Here is a 17,621-nt window from a genome sequence, read left to right as displayed (position 1 = left end):
CGTGGTGTACATCACCCCATCGACCACAATGGGCGTGGCCTCCACCCCACGGTCCAGGTCGAGTTTGTAGCTCCAGGCCAGGCCTAGCTGATTGACGTTGTCCTGGTTGATGGCTTTGAGGGGGCTGAAGCGTTGCTCATCGTAGGTGCGGCCGTGGCTCATCCAGTTGCCGGGTTCCTGGTCGGCGGCGATGATGCGTTTGCCATCGACGTCGGCGGCATAGGCAGGTGCGCAGCAGGCCAAGGCAAGGGCCAGGCAGCCCAGGGCGTGCGGGAAGGGCCGGCGGTGCGGGCCTGTTCGGTTCATGGTGGCTTCTCCGTTCTTGTTATGGCGACGCCATGGCAGGCGCCTGCAACAGACAGAGCAACGGTTGTGCCAGCGTCGCCCAGCCCCGTCGAAACAGCCATGCCAGAGCGGTTCGAGCGCAAACGGCCTGCGCTTGTCTGCAGGCTGTGGCTGCAGCAGCCATGGCACAGCTGATGCGGCCGTGGCACAGGTGTGTCAGCCCTTGCTGCAGGCTTTCAATGCCGCTTGGTTCTGTGTAAAACAGGCACATCAGCCCACTGCAAAGGACTTACCCGCATGATCTACCGTCCCCTCGGCCAAAGTGGCCTGCAGGTTTCCGCCCTTACCTTGGGCAGCATGATGTTCGGCGAGCAGACCAGCACCGAAGACGCCCTGCGGATCATCGAAAAAGCCTGGGATCAGGGCATCAACTTCATCGACACCGCCGATGTCTACAACGCCGGGCGCTCGGAAGAAATTGTCGGCGAAGCCGTGGCACGTCATCGCCAGGACTGGATCGTCGCCTCCAAGGTTGGTTTTGGCCCCGCCGACGGCCTGCCCAACCGCAGCGGGTTGTCGCGTAAACATGTGTTCAATGCCATCGATGCCACGTTGACGCGCATGGACCTGGACTACCTGGACATCTACTACCTGCACCGCGAGGACCACAAGGTGCCGCTGGAGGAGACCGTGCAGGCCATCGGCGACCTGCTGCGCCAGGGCAAGATCCGCTACTGGGGCGTGTCCAACTTCCGCGGCTGGCGTATTGCCGATATCTGCAACCTGGCCGAGCGCCTGGGCGTGGCCAAGCCGGTAGTGAGCCAGCCGCTGTACAACATCGTCAACCGCCAGGCAGAGCCCGAGCAACTGACCGCAGCGGCCTACCATGGCCTGGGCGTGGTGCCGTTCAGCCCCTTGGCCCGCGGCGTGCTCAGCGGCAAGTACGCACCTGGCTCGGTACCGGATGCCGGCAGCCGTGCCGGGCGCCAGGACAAGCGCATCATGGAAGTGGAGTGGCGCCAGGAGTCACTGGCCATCGCTCGCCAGATCCAGGCATACGTCGAGGCCAAGGGCGTGGGTATCGTGGAATTTGCGATTGCCTGGGTGCTCAACAACCAACAGGTCAGTTCGGCGATTGTCGGGCCCCGCACCGAAGCGCAATGGGACACCTATGCCGGGGCACTGGAAGTGAAGATCACGGCAGAGGATGAAGCGTTCATCGATTCGCTGGTGACGCCGGGGCATGCATCTACCCCAGGTTTCAATGATGTGGCGCACTTTGTCAGCGGGCGACTGGCGCGCAGTTGAAGGCAGATCGGCAAGGGGCTATGAAGCCCCTTGGCCAGCCATCGAGCAGTTAATCTAGTTCAAGGGTGGCTCGTCTTCGATGACGATGTTCACCGCATAGAACAGCCCATCTTCCCGCTGCTCGATTTCATAACTGACGTGCTGACCCTCGCGGATGATCGGGGCACCTTGGCCGCCGTCCCCCATCAGAAACACAACCTCGCCAACCCCCGGTGCTACAAACTGGGGATCAACCTGTGCCAACGACATTGCGGTCAGCGACTGCGCTTTTCTGGGCATGAGCAGCACCTCCTGTTGTATCTGAATGGTCACTGTTATCAGTAGCCTGGAACAAACTATTCACGGATCACTGTAAATAATCGCCCATCGGCAGGCAGACGGCTACTAGCACTATTACTAGGTAATCCCTGTTGATCGGGCGACCTCGGCTGCTGTCCAGCCAAAACGAAAAAAGCCCCGTATCTTTCGATACGGAGCTTTTTTTACACGTTACCCAGTTGCCAGGCTTCACATCGTTCGATCAAGTACCCCGGTCAACCCGCAAGGTTGCGGGTGCCTGTTCGAACGTTGAGCCGGCTGGTACGTGTCTTACTCAGGACGCACTTGAGCGGCCTGCATGCCTTTTTGCCCTTTTTCGGCAACGAAGCTGACAGTCTGGCCTTCTTTCAGCGACTTGAAGCCGTCCGATTCAATGGCTTTGAAATGAACGAAGAGATCGTCGCCACCGCCCTGTGGGGTGATGAAGCCGAAGCCTTTTTCATCGTTGAACCATTTAACTGTACCGGTTTGTCTGTTGGACATGCTCTGAGCCCTCGATGGCTGTTTTGATGCGTTTTCCGTGAAATTTACAACGAGGGCCATGTCAAACAACAAGCCCCTGCAAGCCACATATTGAGCGCTTTGTCGGCGAGAAGCTACTAACAATTTTACCAGTGTCGAAAATAGCTGAATCCTGTACCCGAATTCACCGGCAAAATGCCCCTGTACCCCCTTCAAATAAGCGCGTTGATCACCAGCAAATGCACCGGGTAGAACAGGTACCCCCAGCGCCCCACCGCTGGCACGCGCCACTCATCACGACGTAATAGCAAACAGCCGAACGGCACCGCCAAGGCAGCGGCGGCCAAGGTCAGCAGGGTGAACGGCGCGAGCGGATGTTCGCGCAACCAGCCGTTGGTCAGGTTGCCCGCCATTGCCAGCAGGCACGGCAGCAGCCACGTCAGCGCGCCCAGGCGGCGAGCCATGAGCCAGGCGGCCGGCAACAGCACGCCGGCCAGGCCGTACATCAGGCGTTCACTGAACAGGGCCGCAGCCACCAGGGCTACCAGACCAAGTACCCGTGCTACCAGCTGATGCTGCTGCACGCCCACGGCTACCAGGAGCCCAAGGGCCAGCGTCGGCATCACACTGAACGTCTGCGAACCGCTGTCTAGCCAACGGTAGGGCCATTCGGACACTACTGAAAACACCAGCATCGCGCCCAGGTAGCGCAGGTTGACGCCGGTTGACGGCGCCCCTCCGTGCTGGCGCCCGACATTGACGGCGATAGCCAGGCAAAACAGCGGGAAGGCCAACCTGCCAAGGATGAACAAACCTTCGGCACGCGGCCATATAAAGCGCAGGTGGTCGGCGACCATGGTCACGATCGCCACCCACTTGACCAGGTCCAGCCCTGCCGAGCGCATCCCCTAGTGCCCGCGCTGTGCCGCCGTCGGCGCCAGGTAGCGGGAGGTCCAGGCAGCCAGCGGCAGGGGCGGTTGCTGGTCGACGATGCGCCGCCAGATCAATGCCAGGTCATGGCTGTTGAACATCGACGCCACCCCTGCCCCCTGCCATGCCGTGGGGGTATCGGCAATCCAGTGCCCCTGGCTGTCGCGGTGGGCCATGTTGAAACGGAAGGTGTAGTTGCCTGGGATCCCCATGCGCAGGTCGGTCACCACCAGCGCGCCGTCGACCTCGTCGTAACGCAGCCAGTCATCGGTGAACCAGCGCAGGCGTTGATGCAGTGGCGCAGCGGCAAGCGCCGCACCCAGTTCAAGGTTGCGGGGCAGGCGCTGCATTTCCGGCGGATGTTGATCGAGCCAACTGCTGACACCTTCGTAGTAGGCGCCGTCCGGGGTCTTGGCCAGCACGCGCCAGATCAGGCTGTTGAAGGCGATAGGCACGGCGCGTACGTCACTGGCCGTGATGCCTTGGTGGTCCAGGGCTGCCTGAAAACGCTGCTCCGCCTGCATGCGCCCGGCCAGGCCAAAGCCCAGGTAGGCGGTACTGAAGACCAGTGCCAGGGTCATCAGCCTCACGGCCTTGCCCGTCACCCCCTTGGCAAGGGTGTAGACCACTGCGGCCAGCAGCGGCACGGTATAGACCGGGTCGATGATGAACACCGCCGCCCAGCTTTGCGGGGTAACCGACAGCGGCCAGAACAGTTGCGTGCCATACACGGTAAAGGCATCGAGCACCGGGTGGGTGACCAGCACCAGCCAGAACGCCAGGAACAGCCGCGGCAAGGTGTAGCCTTTGCCCGGCCAGCACCTGTTGACGCACCAGGCCAGCAACAGCGCCAGCCCGGTGAGGACGAACAGGGAGTGGGAGAAACCCCGGTGGTAGGTCATCTGCGAGACCGGGTCGGCGTAGCGGATGATCACGTCCAGGTCAGGCAGGGTGCCCAGCGCGGCGCCATACAGCAGCGAACGGCGGCCCTGGATGCGGCCGAGCACAGTGCCCTGCAGGGCGGCGCCGAGTACGGCTTGGGTCAATGAGTCCAAGGGGGAGTTCCTGTGTGGATGACCCAGGAAAACTACCCCCCTCCTGCCCTGCGGTGCAAATGCGGTTCAGTGACAAAAGGTGGCAACAGCCGGGCGATGGGTTTTCACAACAACTGCCAGGTGTACACCAGGATCAGGCGGTTCTCATCGATATCACTGCGGTAGTTGGAGCGGGCCATGGCATTGCGCAGCCGGATCCCCAACCCTTTCAGCAGCCCGCTCTGCACCGCGTAGCCGATATCCAGGTCCCGCTCGCGGTCACGGCCCTCATAGCCCAGCCCGGTATCGACATTGTTGCCGGTGATATAACGCACCCCTGCCGTCAACCCGGGTACGCCCATGGCGGCGAAATTGTAGTCGTAGCGCAGCTGATAGGAGCGCTCGTCGGTATACGCGAACTCGTAGGTGGGGACCTCGTTACCCAACGGTGAAATGTTGGCGAATACCCGGGGGAACGGGCTGTCGCCGTAGATGCCCTGGTACCCCACATGCACACTGTGCCCACCATGCCGGGCGGTGAACAGCGAGAAGAAGGCTTGGTTGTCGATAGTGCCGAGCAGCGCGTCACCGTCTTCGCGGGCGGTAAAGTACCCCAGGTTGGCACTCAGCACCCAGTCCCCCACGGGTTTGCTGTGCTTGAAGCCGACAAAACCTTGTTCGTAGATGTCTTCCAGCTGCCCGTACCACAGGCTGACACTGCTCTGGTTCGCATTGAACGCGTAATCGCCCCCGACATAGTTGAACGCATCGCTTTGTGCCTGGCGCATCGGCACATGGCCGAGCATGGCGTTCATCTTGCCGTCGCCGCCTTCGTTGCGCAGGTGCGTGGACCGCAAATGCCCGCCCTGCAAGGTCAGGCCTTGCAGCTCGGACGTGCTCAGGCTCACACCCTGGTAAGTCGGAGGTAACAGGCGGATATCGCTGAAGGTCAGCACCGGCAAGTTGGGTTGCAGCTCGCCAACACGCAGCTCGGTCTTCGACACCCTGGCCTTGAACGTCGGTGCCAGGCGGCTGTAGTCGTCTGCGGCGCGGCCATCGCCATGCACCGGCAGCAGGCCGGTATTGACCCGGTCAGGGCTGCTGTCGAGCTTGATCCCCAACAGGCCCAGGGCATCCACGCCAAAGCCGACCGTGCCGGGGGTGTACCCCGACTTGAAGTCGAGAATGAAGCCCTGGGCCCACTCCTCGGCCTTGGACTGCTGATTGGCCCCGACGATGTCCGAGAAGTCACGGCTGAAGTAGTAATTACGGGCGCTGAGGCTGGCTTTCGAATCCTCGAAGAAGCCGCCATCAGCGGCCAGCACAGGTTGGCTGAGCAAGGTCAGGCCGATGGCAACGCAAGGGGTGTGGTTCATTCCGAAGCTCTCTTGATCTTGTTGTTATGGATAAAGCGCTGGGAACACGGGGTTCATGGGGTACGGCGCAATACCTCGCTCGCTTGCGGCCGACGCAGCCTGAGCAGCGCATGCGCCAACAGGCCGAACAGCAGCCCCCAGAACGCCGCCGACAGGCCAAGGAAAGACACCCCCGAGGCGGTGACCAGGAACGTGAACAGGCCGGCATCGCGCTCCGTAGGCTCGGCCAGGCTGCGCGCCAGGGCTTCGCTGATCGCCCCGTACAGGGCAAGCCCGGCAAGGGCTGCGATCAATGCCGCAGGGAAGGCCGCAAACAGCGACATCAACGTGGCACCGGCAACCCCCAACAGCAGGTACAACACGCTGCCGGCGACGGCCGCGACATACCGCCGGCGCGGGTTTTCATGGGCCTCATGGCCGGTGCACAGGCTGGCGGTGACGGCTGCCAGGTTCAGGCCGTGGCAACCGAAAGGTGCCAGCAAGGCGCCGCCGATGGCGCTGGCACCGATCAAAGGGCTGGCCGGTGTGGCGTAGCCGGCGTTACGCAGCACCGCCATCCCTGGCATGAACTGCCCGGTCAGGGCCACCAGCACCAGTGGCAGCGCCAGGCTGAACACCGCCGCCAGGCTGAACTGCGGGGTAACCCACTGTGGCGAGGCCAGTTGCAGCACCAGGGCCTCACTGCGGAACGCACCGCTGGCCACGGTGACGACGGCCCCCACGCACAGCACGGCGGCCACCGCATACCGCGGCTGAACCCTGCGCATCAGCACATAGGTAACGAACATCGCCAGTACCAGCAGCGGTTGCATGGGCAAGGCGCGGAACACCTCGGTGCCGAAACTGAACAGGATGCCCGCCTGCATGCCAGCAGCGATGGACCCGGGCAGGCGCGTGATGATGCGGTCGAAGGCCCCGCTGATGCCGATCAGCAGCAGGATCAGGTTCGCCACCAGGTAGGCCCCCACGGCCTGCTCCAGCCCCAGTGCCGGCAAGGCAGTCACCAACAGGGCCGAACCCGGGATCGACCAGGCGATCACCACCGGCACCCGATAGCGCAAGCTCAGCAATGCGCCGAGCACACCGCTGCCCATGGAAACGGCCCACACCCAGGACGACAGCTGGCCGTGAGGCATGTGCGCGGCCTCGGCGGCGTGGAAGATGATCACCAGCGGGCCGGCGTAGGAAATCATCGTCGCCAGGCAACCGGCCACGATGGCGGACAGCGAACTGTCCTTGAACAGGGTTTTCATGGCACCTCTCGCAAGGCTTGGGGCAGGTGTGTGGATCAGGCCTCTTGCAAGGCCTGTGGTCTTGCTAGGCCTGTGCAGCCGTAGCCAGGCCATGCCGCCGGCCACTGACCAGGTGCACGGCCATGGCCAGCGCGGCAATCGCGCCAGGGATGGCGAACGCGATGAAATTGAGTTGCAGCGGCAGGTTGATGCCCATCAGTGCGCCCCCCAGCAGCGGGCCGACGATGGCGCCGTTGCGGCCGATCCCCGAGGCCCAGCCAAGGCCGGTGGAGCGTACCGACAGGCCGTACATCTGCGCTGCGCCGGCGTACAGCAGTATTTGCGTGCCGATGGTGGTGGCGCCGGCAATGAAGATCAGCAGGTACAGCACCGGCATCGGGCTGTTCACGCCCAGCAAGCTGATCGACAGTGCCGCAGCAACGAAGAAGCCGACCTTGACCTTGACCAGGTTGTAGCGGTCGCCCAACCAGCCCCCCAGAATAGCCCCGGCCATGCCGCCAAAGTTCAGCACCAGCAGGAACGACAGGCTCGAACCCAGGCTGTAACCTGCGTTGGCCATCAGTTTTGGCAGCCACGAGCTGAGTGCGTAGACCATCAGCAGGCAGCAGAAAAACGCCAGCCACAGGGCCAGGGTGCGCACGGCCAGGCCGTTGCGAAACAGCTCCACGACAGCGTTGCCGCCGCCCTTGCGGTCCGTTGCCTGCAGCGTGTCGCCAGGCTGTATGTCGCAAGCGGGGTCGAGCTTCTTGAGCAGTGCGCGGGCTTCATCGGTGCGCCCTTGGCGTACCAGAAAACCAATGGATTCCGGCAGGTAGTAGAGAATCACCGGCAACAGCAACAGGGGTACGGCTGCGGCGAAGAACATCGACTCCCAGCCGAAACGCGGCAGCATGAAGATACCGACGCCTGCCGAAAGCATGCCGCCCAACGAGTAGCCACTGAACATGATCGCCACCAGCGTGCTGCGCAGGCGTTTTGGCGCATATTCGTTCATCAGTGCCACGGCGTTGGGCATCAACCCGCCGCAGCCCAGGCCGGCGATAAAGCGATAGATGCCAAACTCGCTGGGGCTGCTGGCGAAGCCGTTGAGGATGGTTGCCGTGGAAAACAGGGCAAAGCACAGGGCGATGCCCTTCTTGCGCCCGATCCGGTCGGCCAGGCTGCCGAACACCAGGGCACCGAACATCATCCCGAACAACGCGTAGCTGCCCAGGGCGCCGGCCTGCAGTGGCGTCAGCCCCCACTCCTTCATGATCACCGGCAAGACCACGCCGTAGATGAACAAGTCATAGCCGTCGAAAATCAGCAACAGGCCGCACCAGGCCATGACCATCCAGTGGAAGGGTGTGAAGCGCGCGTTATCGATGATCGGGTGTACGTCAAGGGTTCGCATGGCAGCTGTCTCTATTGTTTTTGTTGTGGAAGAAAACCTTTGCCTTAGGGTGTGGCTCAGCCGAGGTCGCCGCCCCCTACCGGCAGGGTCACACCGGTGATGTAGGAGGCCTCGTCGGAGGCCAGGAAGAGGATTGCGCCAACCTGCTCGTCGATGCTGCCGTAGCGGTGCATCAGGCTGCTGTCGAGGGTCTGGTCAACGATCTGCTGGTACCAGGCCTTTTCCTGCTCGCTCTGCTCGGCGCTGTTGCGTGGCACCCGCCGCGGCGGCGCCTCGGTGCCGCCAGGGGCGGTAGCATTGACGCGGATCCCGCGGCCGGCGGTTTCGAAGGCCAGGCAGGCGGTCAGTGCGTTCACGCCGCCTTTGGCCGCGCCGTAGGGCACGCGGTTGACGCCACGGGTGGCGATGGACGAAACGTTGACGATGGCCCCTGCCCCCCGTTCGAGCATGTAGGGCAACGCGGCGTGGCAGCACCACAAGGTCGGAAACAGTGAGCGGCGCACTTCGGCCTCGATCTGTTCCACTTCATAGTGTTCGAAGGGCTTGGCCCAAATGGTCCCGCCGACGTTGTTGACCAGGATGTCGAGGTGCCCGAAGGCCTCGACTGCAGCGGCCATGACCCGGGCACAATCGCTGTGCTGCTCGAGGTCGGCGGTGAGGGTCAGCATGCCCTCCCCGGCCAGTTCGTGAACCAGTTCGGAACGGTCCACCGCCACCACTTGTGCGCCTTCGGCCTTCAGCCGCCAGCACACCCCTCGGCCAATGCCCTGGGCAGCGCCGGTGACCAGGGCGACCTTATTGTGAAATCTTGACGTCATCTGAAACGCTCCATATTGATGCTGTCTGTGTGGGAGCGGCAGCCCCCACGAACGCTCAGGCCGCAGCCGCCGCGAACTTCTCGTAGTAGAAGTTCACCGGTGTAATCCCCTGCTCACGCACGTACTGGCTGACCGCCTCTACCATCGGCGGCGGCCCGCACAGGTACACATCCACATCGCCGTCGTTGAGGTGGCGCGGCTCGATGTGCTGGGTGACGTAACCCTTCTGCGGATGTTGGCTGTCAGGGTTGGCCACGCAGGCACTGAAGGTGAAGTTGGGGATGCGCGCCGCCAAGGCCTGCAGGCGGTCCAGTTCGACCAGGTCGAAGTCGTTGGTCACCCCGTAGATCAGGTGCAGCGGGTGTTCGCTGCCCTGCTCGGCGATCTTCTCCAGCATGGCGGTGAACGGTGCCAGCCCGGTACCACCGGCCAGCAGCAACAGCGGCCGCTGGATCGGCCGCAGGTAGAAGCTGCCCAGCGGCCCTGCCAGGCTCATGCTGTCGCCGGCCTTGGCCAGGCTGGTGAGGAAACTGCTCATCAGCCCGCCGGGTACGTTACGGATCAGGAAGCTGACTTCGCCGTCCTTCTGCAGCGAGCTGAACGAGTAGGCGCGGCTCTGCTCGCTGCCCGGCACCTTGAGGTTGACGTACTGCCCCGGCAGAAACGCCAGCCGGCTCAACGCCTCGCCTTTGATAGACAGGGCAATGGTGCTCGCCGACAACTGGCGCACATCGCTGATGGCGGCCTCGAAGCTGGCCTGCTCGGTCTTGCACAGTTGCGAAGACGCCGGGATGCGTAGCACGCAGTCGGCTTCGGCGCGCATCTGGCAGGTCAGCACGTAGCCTTCGGCGATTTCGTCCTCGTTCAGGGCGTCTTCGATGAAGTTGTCGCCCAGGTCGTAACGCCCGGCTTCGGCCTTGCACTTGCAGGTGCCGCAGGCGCCGTCGCGGCAGTCCAGCGGGATGTTGATGCCCTGGCGATAGGCAGCGTCGGCCACGGTTTCATGGCCATCGGCCTCGATGAAGCGGGTCACCCCGTCTTCGAAATTCAGTGCGATCTGGAAGCTCATGTAGCACCTCGCGGGCGAGCGTCGCCACGGCGCGCCAAGCGGCACACCGAGCGGCTCGCGTTACCTCGGATCAGATGTGGTAGATGTCGATGACCTGGCGCACGTAGTCGTTCTTCAGCACCACCTTCTTGGCCTGGATCAGCGGTTGCTCGCCGCGCAGGTCAAGGGTGTAGAAGCTGCTGCCGAAGTAGCTGTCGGTGGTCTTGTAGCGAAAGCTCAGGGTGTGCCAGTTGAAGCGCACCTGGCAGTAGCCCTCGCCTTGCTCGACGATCTCGATGTTGCTGATGTTGTGTGAGGTGCGGGTATCCGGCACGGTCGCACTGGAGCGCTCGGTCTTGATGCGGAACACCCGGTCCTCGAGGCCGCCACGGTTGCCGTACCAGATCAGCGATATCTCGCTTTGCGGGTCGGTGGTGAGGCGGTCGTCATCGTCCCACGCCGGCATCCAGAAGCTGGCGTCGGCGGCATACAGCTCCAACCACTGGTCCCACTGGGCATCGTCCAGGTAGCGCGCTTCGCGGTAGAGGAAGTCGCGCACGGTTTCGTAGAGGCTCATTGCACGGCCTCCACGGGGATCAGTTGCTGGTCATCCTTGAGCGCCTGGATCATGGTGTCCTGCCAGTACTTGTGCTGCAGCACGAACAGGCCTTCGTCCTCGGTGCGCACACCCGACAGCAGCGGTTTGAGCTCGATTTCGCGGGCCGCCTCGTCGGCGCCTTCGACCCAGTGCTCAGCGCCGCGGGACATGTCGTTCCAGCCGGTACCGCCGCCGTAGCCGGTCTGGCACGAGCGGAACTCTTCCAGGTCGTCCGGGGTGGCCATGCCACTGACGTTGAAGAAGTCCTCGTACTGGCGGATGCGCTTGGCGCGGGCATCGGTGCTTTCGCCTTTGGGCGCGATGCAGTAGATGGTGATTTCGGTCTTGTTCACCGAAATCGGCCGGGCAATGCGGATCTGCGAACTGAACTGGTCCATCAGGTACACGTTGGGGTACAGGCACAGGTTGCGCGAGTTTTCGATCATCCAGTCGGCGCGTGCCTGGCCGAAGTCGGCAACCAGCTCATCACGTCGCTCGAATGCCGGGCGGTCTTCGGGGTTGGCCCAGCGGGTCCACAGCAGCAGGTGGCCGTGGTCGAAGGAATAGAAGCCCCCGCCTTGCTTGGCCCAGGCGCCTGCGCTCATGGTCTTGATCTCGTCACCCGACTCGCGCTGTTTGCGCTGGTTCTGGGTGGCGGCGTAGTTCCAGTGCACGGAGCTGACGTGGTAGCCGTCGGCGCCGTTCTCGGCAGTGAGCTTCCAGTTGCCTTCGTAGATGTACGAACTGGCGCCGCGCAGCACTTCCAGGCCTTCAGGTGACTGGTCGACGATCATGTCGATGATCTTGGCCGACTCGCCAAGGTGCTCCACCAGCGGTTTGACATCGGCCTTCAGGCTGCCGAACAGGAAGCCCCGGTACGACTCGAAACGCGCGACCTTGGTCAGGTCGTGGGAGCCGTCGCAGTTGAAGCTGTCGGGGTAACCGGCGTTGCTCGGGTCTTTGACCTTGAGCAGTTTGCCGCTGTTGTTGAAGGTCCAGCCGTGGAACGGGCAGGTGTAGCTGGCGCGGTTGCCGCGTTTGTGCCGGCACAGCATGGCACCACGATGGCTGCAGGCATTGAGGAAGGCGTTGAGCACCCCGTCCTTGTTGCGCGCGATGAAGACCGGCTGGCGCCCCATGGTCAGGGTGAGGAAGTCGTTCTTTTCGGGGATCTGGCTTTCATGGGCCAGGTAGATCCAGTTGCCCTCGAAGATGTGTTTCATCTCCAGGTCGAACAGCCGTGGGTCGGTGAACATCTCGCGCTTACAGCGGTAGATGCCCTGTTCACGGTCGTCCTCGAGCATGGCATTGAGGTAGTCGAATCCCAGGGACATGGCCAGGGTCTCCATTGTTATTGTTCAGACCATGTCAGGTTAGGGATCAAGGCGTGGTGGCAATATCCTTTTCGTGCAGAGTGCTATCCGCTTTGTGCACATCAACCGCGGTTGCGCAGCGTTACCGAGGGCAATACCCCATAGCGCTGGCGGTAGGTTTCCGAAAAGCGTCCCAAGTGCAGGAAGCCATAGTCCATGGCAAGCTCGGTCACACTCCTCACGCTGCAACTGGCATCGCTCAGGCACGCATGCACCCGCTCCAGCTTGCGCAGCCGCACATAATGTTTGGGCGTGGTACCCAGGTGCCGATCAAACAGCGCATACAGCGACCGCAAGCTCATGCAGGCCTGCTCTGCCAGCACCTCGGCTGACAGCTCAAGCTTCAGGTTGCGCTCGATGTAATCCAGGATCCGCTCCAGGCTCGCCGCCGGCGCACTCAGGCTTTCGCGCCGAATGTTGGTGCTCATCAAGGTCAGCAGTTTGCTCGCGACAATCTGGCTGTAGTGCCCTTGCACGCGAGGCAACGGCTCATTCACCTCGGCTTCATGGCAGACCATGGCCAGCAGGTTCACGAACCCGTCCAGCTCCTCCAGCCGGTAATGGTTGCGCAAGAACCGCACGCCGCCATCAGGCCGCTGCCAGCGGTGCTCGTCACAGATCGAATCGAGCAGCCGGGTCGGCACCTTGAGGATAAATTTCTCGCAGTCTTCCGAGTAGGTCAGGTCAACCGGGTCGTCGGGGTTGATCAGCAGCAGCTCGCCGGGCACCAGGTGATGCTCGCGCTGGTGCCCGCGCCACAGGCAGTTGCCGTTGAGCAGCACCTGCAGGTGGTAGATGGTTTCCAGCGCTGGCGAGGTGACGCGCACGCTACCGCCGTAGCTGATGCGGCACAGGTCGAGTTCGGCGAACTTGCGGTGGCTGAGGCTGGCCTGGGGATGGGTGGTGCGGGACAAGCCGATGCAATGCTGGCCCACGTGCTGGTTCACATAGTCGGACACAGCATAGGGGTCGGCGTGATGAAACACGCTACTGCGCTCGCTCAGCAGGCGGCTTTCCATAGGCAAGGCACTCGGTTTCGTTATTGTTCTGGGCGCCGCTCCCTACGGGCTTGGGGCCAGTGGTTGCGGTCGATCACGGTCATTCTATCGGGCTGGGCGCAGGGAATTGGGGCAGGCGACAGCCGGTGAATGGCCACACTTAAGCAAAAAGGCGGGGGTTGGGCAATGCGACGATTGGAATGGGCGTGCGGATAGCGGACAAGGCGTCAATGCTTAATGTTCGATTACCGAACGCTATTATGCGCTCTGCTGCACCGCCCAGCCTTGGCTGCGCGCCCGGAACTGGCGCGGGGCGATGGCGAACAGCTCGCGAAAACGCCGGTAGAAATGCGGAAAACTCACAAACCCACTGGCGACCGCCACCTCGGTCAGTGACTTGCTGGTGTGTTGCAGCAGCTGGCGTGCATGGGTCAGGCGCAACTCCAGGTAGTAGCGCGGCGGTGTCGCCTGCACGTGGCGGCGGAACAAGCGCTCCAGGTGACGACGCGACAACCCCGCATGCTCGGCGATTTCGTCGATGCCGATCGGGTCTTCGATATTGGCATGCATCAGCTCAAGGGCCAAACGTACACCCTTGGGCAGGCTCGGGTCGATTTCCGCTGCGCTGGCCGGCGCATCACTCATCACCCGCGCGCGGTCGCACGCCAGCATCTGTTCCACTGCCCGGCGCAATACCGGGCCGCCACTGTGTTCAAGCAACGCCAGCATCATGTCCAGGGCACTGCTGGCACCCGCGCAGCTCAAACGCTGGCGGTCCAGGACATGGGCCTGGCGGCTGACCCGTACCTTGGGGAACAGCTCGCTCATCATCGCCCGGCCATCGGGGTGGAAGGCGCAGTCGTGATCATTGAGCAGGCCCGCCTCGGCCAGGAAGTAGGCGCCGTTCCACAAACCGCCAAGCTGGCAGCCATGCAGGTCGGCCTGGCGCAACTTGGCGCGCAGCAGCGGCGCGCTTTCCAGGCGCACGCGAAACCCACCGCACACCAACAGGCTGTCCAGAGCCTGCACATCCAGCTCGGCCAGTGGCGTGTTGACCGGCAAGGCGATGCCCAGGTCGCTCATGACCTGCGCCCCGTCCCCCACCACCTGGATCTGGAACAATGGCGTGGCGCTCATCAGGTTGGCGGTAACCAGGGTGTCCATGGCGGCGGTGAAGGCCATCATGGAGAAGTGCTCGCGCAGTACGAAGGCGACGCGTTGGCACGGCATCGACAGCGCGGTGCGGCCAGCCGCGTCCAGGTGGGCCAGGTTGGCGTTCTTGAGGCTGCTTTCGAAATGGCTCATGGTTTCAACTCTACTGCGAAAATCGCGGTGCCCTTCATCGCAGGTGAGCCCGCGATGAAGCCAACACCGATGGACCAGGTTACTTGCTGGCCTGGGTCGCCGCTGCGCGCGACGCCTGCAGCCATTCATCGAACTGCTGACGGTGCGCCGCCACCCACTCCTTGGCATGCCGGGTGATGTCGGCAGGCTTCTTCTCGCCCTGCTGCATCTTCAGGTTCTGCGCGCTCTCGTCAGCCGTGGTGATCTGCATCAGTGACAGGAACTTGGTGGCCGCCGGGTTCTCTTCGGCAAACTCCTTGTTCATCACAGCCTCGACCTTGTCGACCGCAAAGCCCAGGTTCTTGCCCTTGTACATCGTGTCGACCGAGTTGTTGCCATCGGGCAGGTCGGTCTTCGGCACTTCCAGCCAGACCACGTCCTTGCCCTCGACCAGCACGGTGGAAATCCACTGTGGCACCCAGGTGAAGTACAGGATCGGCTTGCCTTCCTTGTAGCGGGTGATGGTGTCGGCCATCAGCGCAAAGTACGAGCCCTGGTCCACGTGCACACTATCGCCCAGGCCGTAGGCCTTCATGTGGTGGGCGATGACCAGCTCGCAGCCCCAGCCGGGGTTGCAGCCGGTGAGGTTGGCCTTGCCGTCGCCGTCGGTGTCGAACAACTTGGCGATCTCCGGCTTTTTAAGGTCGGTGATGTACTTGATGTGGTACTGCTCAGCGGTCTTCTTGTCGATCAGGTAGCCCTGCAGCACGCCCGGCATGATGTCGCCGGCCTTGACCATCACGTCATTGCCACCGGCCTGCTGGTAGAACTTGTCGTGCAGCTTGTCCCACAGGTGCACGGTGAAGTCGGCATCGCCGTTGGCCAGCGCCACCATCATCACGCCGTATTCGGTTTCCTTGGGTTCCTGGACCTTGTAGCCCAGTTCGCGCAGGCCCTCCATGGCCACCTCGCCACGGAAGCGCTCCTCGGCAATGGAGGGGAAGATCGGCGTCACCTTCACGCCCTCGCCCGGCTGGTCGGCCGAAGCGTTGGCGCACAGCGAGGCGATGACCAGGGCCAAGGCACTGGCGCCTTGCAGGATGCTGCGGGAGAACATGGATTCCAACATTGTCGCGTACCTTCTTGTGGTTTTTATAGCGTGTGCGGCAGGTCGAATAGGGTTGTATCAGGCGGTCTTGCGCCGCCCTGCAGCTTGCCCTGCACCGAAGAGGCGCAGCACCACGCCCACGGGCCCGGTGTGGTACCAGCGCAGGCTCGGGTCGGCGCTGCTGCGCGCGCCCATGGCCTGGGTCAGGCGGTCGAGGAAGATCGCCAGCAGCACCAGCCCGACGCCACCGACCGTGGCCAGGCCCATGTCCAGCCGGCCGATGCCGCGCAGCACCATCTGGCCCAGGCCGCCGACCGAGATCATCGAGGCGATCACCACCATCGACAGCGACAGCATCAGGGTCTGGTTGAGCCCGGCCATGATGGTCGAGGTGGCCAGCGGCAGCTGCACCCGGGTCAACATCTGCCGCGGCGTGCAGCCAAAGGCGCGGGCGGCTTCGATCTTGTCTTCCGGCACCTGGCGGATGCCCAGGTTGGTCAGGCGTACCAGCGGTGGCAAGGCGAAGACGATGGTCACCAGAACGCCTGGCACGTTGCCGATGCCGAACAGCATCACCACCGGCACCAGGTAGACGAACGCCGGCAGCGTCTGCATGGCATCGAGCAGCGGGCGAATGATACTTTCCAGGCGGTTGCTGCGGGCGCAGACGATGCCCAGCGGAATACCGATCACCGCGCAGAAGAACACCGAAGTGAGCACCAGTGCCAGGGTGGTCATCGACTCCGACCAGACGCCAATCAAACCGAGCAGGGTCAGGGTGACAAAGCACAGCAGCGCCATGCGCTTGCCGGCCAGCTGCCAGCCGAGCAACGACGACAGCAGGATGCCAATGGTGGGTGGAATGCTCTGCAGGGTGAACTCGATGCCATTGAGCACCTGGTCGATCGGCCAGCGAATGGCGCGGAACACCTCGCGGAAGTTGTGCACAAGGAAGTTGAGGGTGGCGGTGACCCAGTCACCCAGGGGGATGGTGGCCGCCTGGAACGGGTCGAGCAGGCTGAATTCGGACATGGGACAACCTCGCGTAGGTTCAGTGGCGGCTCAGGGACTGCAACGGCGCGCTGTTTGCCAGGCTGGCGCACTGGCAGCGGCTATTGAAGGTCTTGAAGAACGCGCGCACATAGTCGTTGGCCGGCTGGTCGATCAGCGCTTGCGGCGTGCCGATCTGCACCACCCGGCCGCCCTCCATGATCGCGATGCGGTGGCCAATGCGGATGGCCTCTTCGATGTCGTGGGAAATGAAGATGATGGTGCGCTGCTGTTCGGCCTGCAGGCGCATCAGTTCGCCCTGCATCTCGCTGCGGATCAACGGGTCGAGGGCCGAGAAGGCTTCGTCCATCAGCAGGATGGTCGGGTCGTTGGCCAGTGCGCGGGCCAGCCCTACCCGTTGTTGCATGCCACCGGAAAGCTGGTGCGGGTAGCTGTGCTCGTGGCCGGCCAGGCCAACCTGGCTCAGCGCTTCGCGAGCACGGCTGTGGCGCTCGGCTTCGCCGACGCCGGCGATTTCCAGGCCAAAGGCCGTGTTCTGCAGCACGCTCATGTGCGGCATCAAGGCAAAGGACTGGAACACCATGCCCATTTCCTTGCGGCGCACATCAAGCAAGGCTTTATCGGACAGCCCGGTGATTTCACGGCCATTGAGGTGGATGCTGCCAGAGGTGGGTTCGATCAGGCGGTTGAACAGCCGCACCATGGTCGACTTGCCCGAGCCTGACAGGCCCATGATGACGAAGATTTCGCCACGCTTGACGGAAAAGCTTGCATCGAACACGCCGACGACGTGGCCGGTCTTGCTGAAGATTTCGTTCTTGTCGGCGCCCTTGCGGAGCATCTCCATGGCCATGTTCGGGTTGGGGCCGAACACTTTGAAGATGTTGTTTACCGAAAGAATCTCATCGGCATGGCTCATACGACCCTCTTTATTATGCTTATAACCAATCTATCAACTTCGCACTTTCAATAAGGCGGGTAGATCAGTGCGAGTACGCTTGGCAGTTCGTTCACACTCGAACGT

Annotated in this window: 17 protein-coding genes and 1 pseudogene; 1 reads left to right on the top strand and 17 read right to left on the bottom strand. The window is 62.9% G+C overall.

All coding sequences use genetic code 11. The features are described from left to right. Nucleotides 1-306 (bottom strand): annotated as a pseudogene (locus NP534_RS18985) (PQQ-dependent dehydrogenase, methanol/ethanol family); the annotation flags it as partial. A 276-nt stretch (nucleotides 307-582) separates the two neighbouring features. Here NP534_RS18985 and NP534_RS18980 point away from each other — a divergent pair. After that, complete coding sequence (locus tag NP534_RS18980; RefSeq protein WP_156310278.1) at nucleotides 583-1,593, top strand: aldo/keto reductase; 1,011 nt, start codon at nucleotides 583-585, stop codon at nucleotides 1,591-1,593. 54 nt (nucleotides 1,594-1,647) lie between these two features. On the opposite strand, the gene NP534_RS18975 is transcribed toward NP534_RS18980, so the two are convergent. From NP534_RS18975 to NP534_RS18900, 16 genes are all read right to left on the bottom strand, one after another. Then, nucleotides 1,648-1,872: a hypothetical protein gene (locus tag NP534_RS18975; protein ID WP_274099713.1), complete on the bottom strand. Its 225-nt coding sequence runs from the start codon at nucleotides 1,870-1,872 to the stop codon at nucleotides 1,648-1,650. A gap of 309 nt (nucleotides 1,873-2,181) precedes the next feature. After that, entirely contained in the window at nucleotides 2,182-2,394 is a 213-nt protein-coding gene (locus NP534_RS18970; RefSeq protein ID WP_003179963.1) for a cold-shock protein, read from the bottom strand. Nucleotides 2,395-2,585: 191 nt separating this feature from the next. Further along, entirely contained in the window at nucleotides 2,586-3,278 is a 693-nt protein-coding gene (locus tag NP534_RS18965; protein ID WP_274099712.1) for a TraX family protein, read from the bottom strand. 3 nt (nucleotides 3,279-3,281) lie between these two features. Continuing rightward, nucleotides 3,282-4,358 (bottom strand): metal-dependent hydrolase, encoded by a 1,077-nt coding sequence (locus tag NP534_RS18960; protein ID WP_274099711.1) that lies wholly within the window; start codon nucleotides 4,356-4,358, stop codon nucleotides 3,282-3,284. Nucleotides 4,359-4,462: 104 nt separating this feature from the next. Continuing rightward, entirely contained in the window at nucleotides 4,463-5,713 is a 1,251-nt protein-coding gene (locus NP534_RS18955; protein WP_274099710.1) for an OprD family porin, read from the bottom strand. A gap of 53 nt (nucleotides 5,714-5,766) precedes the next feature. Continuing rightward, nucleotides 5,767-6,966 carry a benzoate/H(+) symporter BenE family transporter gene (locus NP534_RS18950; protein ID WP_274099709.1) on the bottom strand — a complete coding sequence of 400 codons (1,200 nt, stop codon included), beginning with the start codon at nucleotides 6,964-6,966 and terminating at the stop codon, nucleotides 5,767-5,769. 64 nt (nucleotides 6,967-7,030) lie between these two features. Next, the gene (locus tag NP534_RS18945; RefSeq protein WP_274099708.1) at nucleotides 7,031-8,359 is read right to left on the bottom strand and encodes an MFS transporter; all 1,329 of its coding nucleotides are present in this window, start codon (nucleotides 8,357-8,359) and stop codon (nucleotides 7,031-7,033) included. Between the two features lie 56 nt (nucleotides 8,360-8,415). Continuing rightward, on the bottom strand, nucleotides 8,416-9,177 hold the full coding sequence (locus NP534_RS18940) for a 1,6-dihydroxycyclohexa-2,4-diene-1-carboxylate dehydrogenase (RefSeq protein WP_274099707.1): 762 nt from the start codon (nucleotides 9,175-9,177) through the stop codon (nucleotides 8,416-8,418). A gap of 55 nt (nucleotides 9,178-9,232) precedes the next feature. Beyond that, nucleotides 9,233-10,246 (bottom strand): benzoate 1,2-dioxygenase electron transfer component BenC, encoded by a 1,014-nt coding sequence (benC, locus tag NP534_RS18935; RefSeq protein WP_033697720.1) that lies wholly within the window; start codon nucleotides 10,244-10,246, stop codon nucleotides 9,233-9,235. A 70-nt stretch (nucleotides 10,247-10,316) separates the two neighbouring features. After that, nucleotides 10,317-10,802 carry a benzoate 1,2-dioxygenase small subunit gene (benB, locus tag NP534_RS18930; protein ID WP_261871848.1) on the bottom strand — a complete coding sequence of 162 codons (486 nt, stop codon included), beginning with the start codon at nucleotides 10,800-10,802 and terminating at the stop codon, nucleotides 10,317-10,319. Further along, a complete protein-coding gene (gene benA / locus NP534_RS18925) occupies nucleotides 10,799-12,157 on the bottom strand; it encodes a benzoate 1,2-dioxygenase large subunit (RefSeq protein ID WP_274099706.1) in 1,359 nt (452 codons plus the stop codon). Before benA ends, benB begins: the two co-directional genes overlap by 4 nt. A 101-nt stretch (nucleotides 12,158-12,258) precedes the next feature. Beyond that, on the bottom strand, nucleotides 12,259-13,215 hold the full coding sequence (locus NP534_RS18920) for a helix-turn-helix transcriptional regulator (RefSeq protein WP_274099705.1): 957 nt from the start codon (nucleotides 13,213-13,215) through the stop codon (nucleotides 12,259-12,261). 237 nt (nucleotides 13,216-13,452) lie between these two features. Further along, the gene (locus NP534_RS18915) at nucleotides 13,453-14,499 is read right to left on the bottom strand and encodes a GlxA family transcriptional regulator (protein WP_274099704.1); all 1,047 of its coding nucleotides are present in this window, start codon (nucleotides 14,497-14,499) and stop codon (nucleotides 13,453-13,455) included. A 79-nt stretch (nucleotides 14,500-14,578) separates the two neighbouring features. Next, nucleotides 14,579-15,607: a glycine betaine/L-proline ABC transporter substrate-binding protein ProX gene (proX, locus tag NP534_RS18910; RefSeq protein WP_274099703.1), complete on the bottom strand. Its 1,029-nt coding sequence runs from the start codon at nucleotides 15,605-15,607 to the stop codon at nucleotides 14,579-14,581. Nucleotides 15,608-15,664: 57 nt separating this feature from the next. Beyond that, on the bottom strand, nucleotides 15,665-16,618 hold the full coding sequence (gene proW, locus NP534_RS18905; protein WP_274099702.1) for a glycine betaine/L-proline ABC transporter permease ProW: 954 nt from the start codon (nucleotides 16,616-16,618) through the stop codon (nucleotides 15,665-15,667). Nucleotides 16,619-16,637: 19 nt separating this feature from the next. Further along, nucleotides 16,638-17,516 carry a quaternary amine ABC transporter ATP-binding protein gene (locus NP534_RS18900; RefSeq protein ID WP_274099701.1) on the bottom strand — a complete coding sequence of 293 codons (879 nt, stop codon included), beginning with the start codon at nucleotides 17,514-17,516 and terminating at the stop codon, nucleotides 16,638-16,640. Nucleotides 17,517-17,621: the final 105 nt, after the last annotated feature.

The sequence above is a fragment of the Pseudomonas sp. 39004 genome (genome assembly GCF_028682155.1).
In the GTDB taxonomy this organism is placed as follows: Bacteria; Pseudomonadota; Gammaproteobacteria; order Pseudomonadales; family Pseudomonadaceae; genus Aquipseudomonas; species Aquipseudomonas capeferrum.
Note: the sequence above shows the minus strand (reverse complement) of the source record. Positions and strands in the feature narration are given on the sequence as shown.

Bases quoted from the DNA above. Each gene is read 5' to 3' on its own strand.
- NP534_RS18980 (WP_156310278.1), top strand. From the start codon at position 583: ATGATCTACCGTCCCCTCGGCCAAAGTGGCCTGCAGGTTTCCGCCCTT.
- NP534_RS18975 (WP_274099713.1), bottom strand. From the start codon at position 1,872: ATGCCCAGAAAAGCGCAGTCGCTGACCGCAATGTCGTTGGCACAGGTT.
- NP534_RS18970 (WP_003179963.1), bottom strand. From the start codon at position 2,394: ATGTCCAACAGACAAACCGGTACAGTTAAATGGTTCAACGATGAAAAA.
- NP534_RS18965 (WP_274099712.1), bottom strand. From the start codon at position 3,278: ATGCGCTCGGCAGGGCTGGACCTGGTCAAGTGGGTGGCGATCGTGACC.
- NP534_RS18955 (WP_274099710.1), bottom strand. From the start codon at position 5,713: ATGAACCACACCCCTTGCGTTGCCATCGGCCTGACCTTGCTCAGCCAA.
- NP534_RS18950 (WP_274099709.1), bottom strand. From the start codon at position 6,966: ATGAAAACCCTGTTCAAGGACAGTTCGCTGTCCGCCATCGTGGCCGGT.
- NP534_RS18945 (WP_274099708.1), bottom strand. From the start codon at position 8,359: ATGCGAACCCTTGACGTACACCCGATCATCGATAACGCGCGCTTCACA.
- NP534_RS18940 (WP_274099707.1), bottom strand. From the start codon at position 9,177: ATGACGTCAAGATTTCACAATAAGGTCGCCCTGGTCACCGGCGCTGCC.
- benC (WP_033697720.1), bottom strand. From the start codon at position 10,246: ATGAGCTTCCAGATCGCACTGAATTTCGAAGACGGGGTGACCCGCTTC.
- benB (WP_261871848.1), bottom strand. From the start codon at position 10,802: ATGAGCCTCTACGAAACCGTGCGCGACTTCCTCTACCGCGAAGCGCGC.
- benA (WP_274099706.1), bottom strand. From the start codon at position 12,157: ATGTCCCTGGGATTCGACTACCTCAATGCCATGCTCGAGGACGACCGT.
- NP534_RS18920 (WP_274099705.1), bottom strand. From the start codon at position 13,215: ATGGAAAGCCGCCTGCTGAGCGAGCGCAGTAGCGTGTTTCATCACGCC.
- NP534_RS18915 (WP_274099704.1), bottom strand. From the start codon at position 14,499: ATGAGCCATTTCGAAAGCAGCCTCAAGAACGCCAACCTGGCCCACCTG.
- proX (WP_274099703.1), bottom strand. From the start codon at position 15,607: ATGTTGGAATCCATGTTCTCCCGCAGCATCCTGCAAGGCGCCAGTGCC.
- proW (WP_274099702.1), bottom strand. From the start codon at position 16,618: ATGTCCGAATTCAGCCTGCTCGACCCGTTCCAGGCGGCCACCATCCCC.
- NP534_RS18900 (WP_274099701.1), bottom strand. From the start codon at position 17,516: ATGAGCCATGCCGATGAGATTCTTTCGGTAAACAACATCTTCAAAGTG.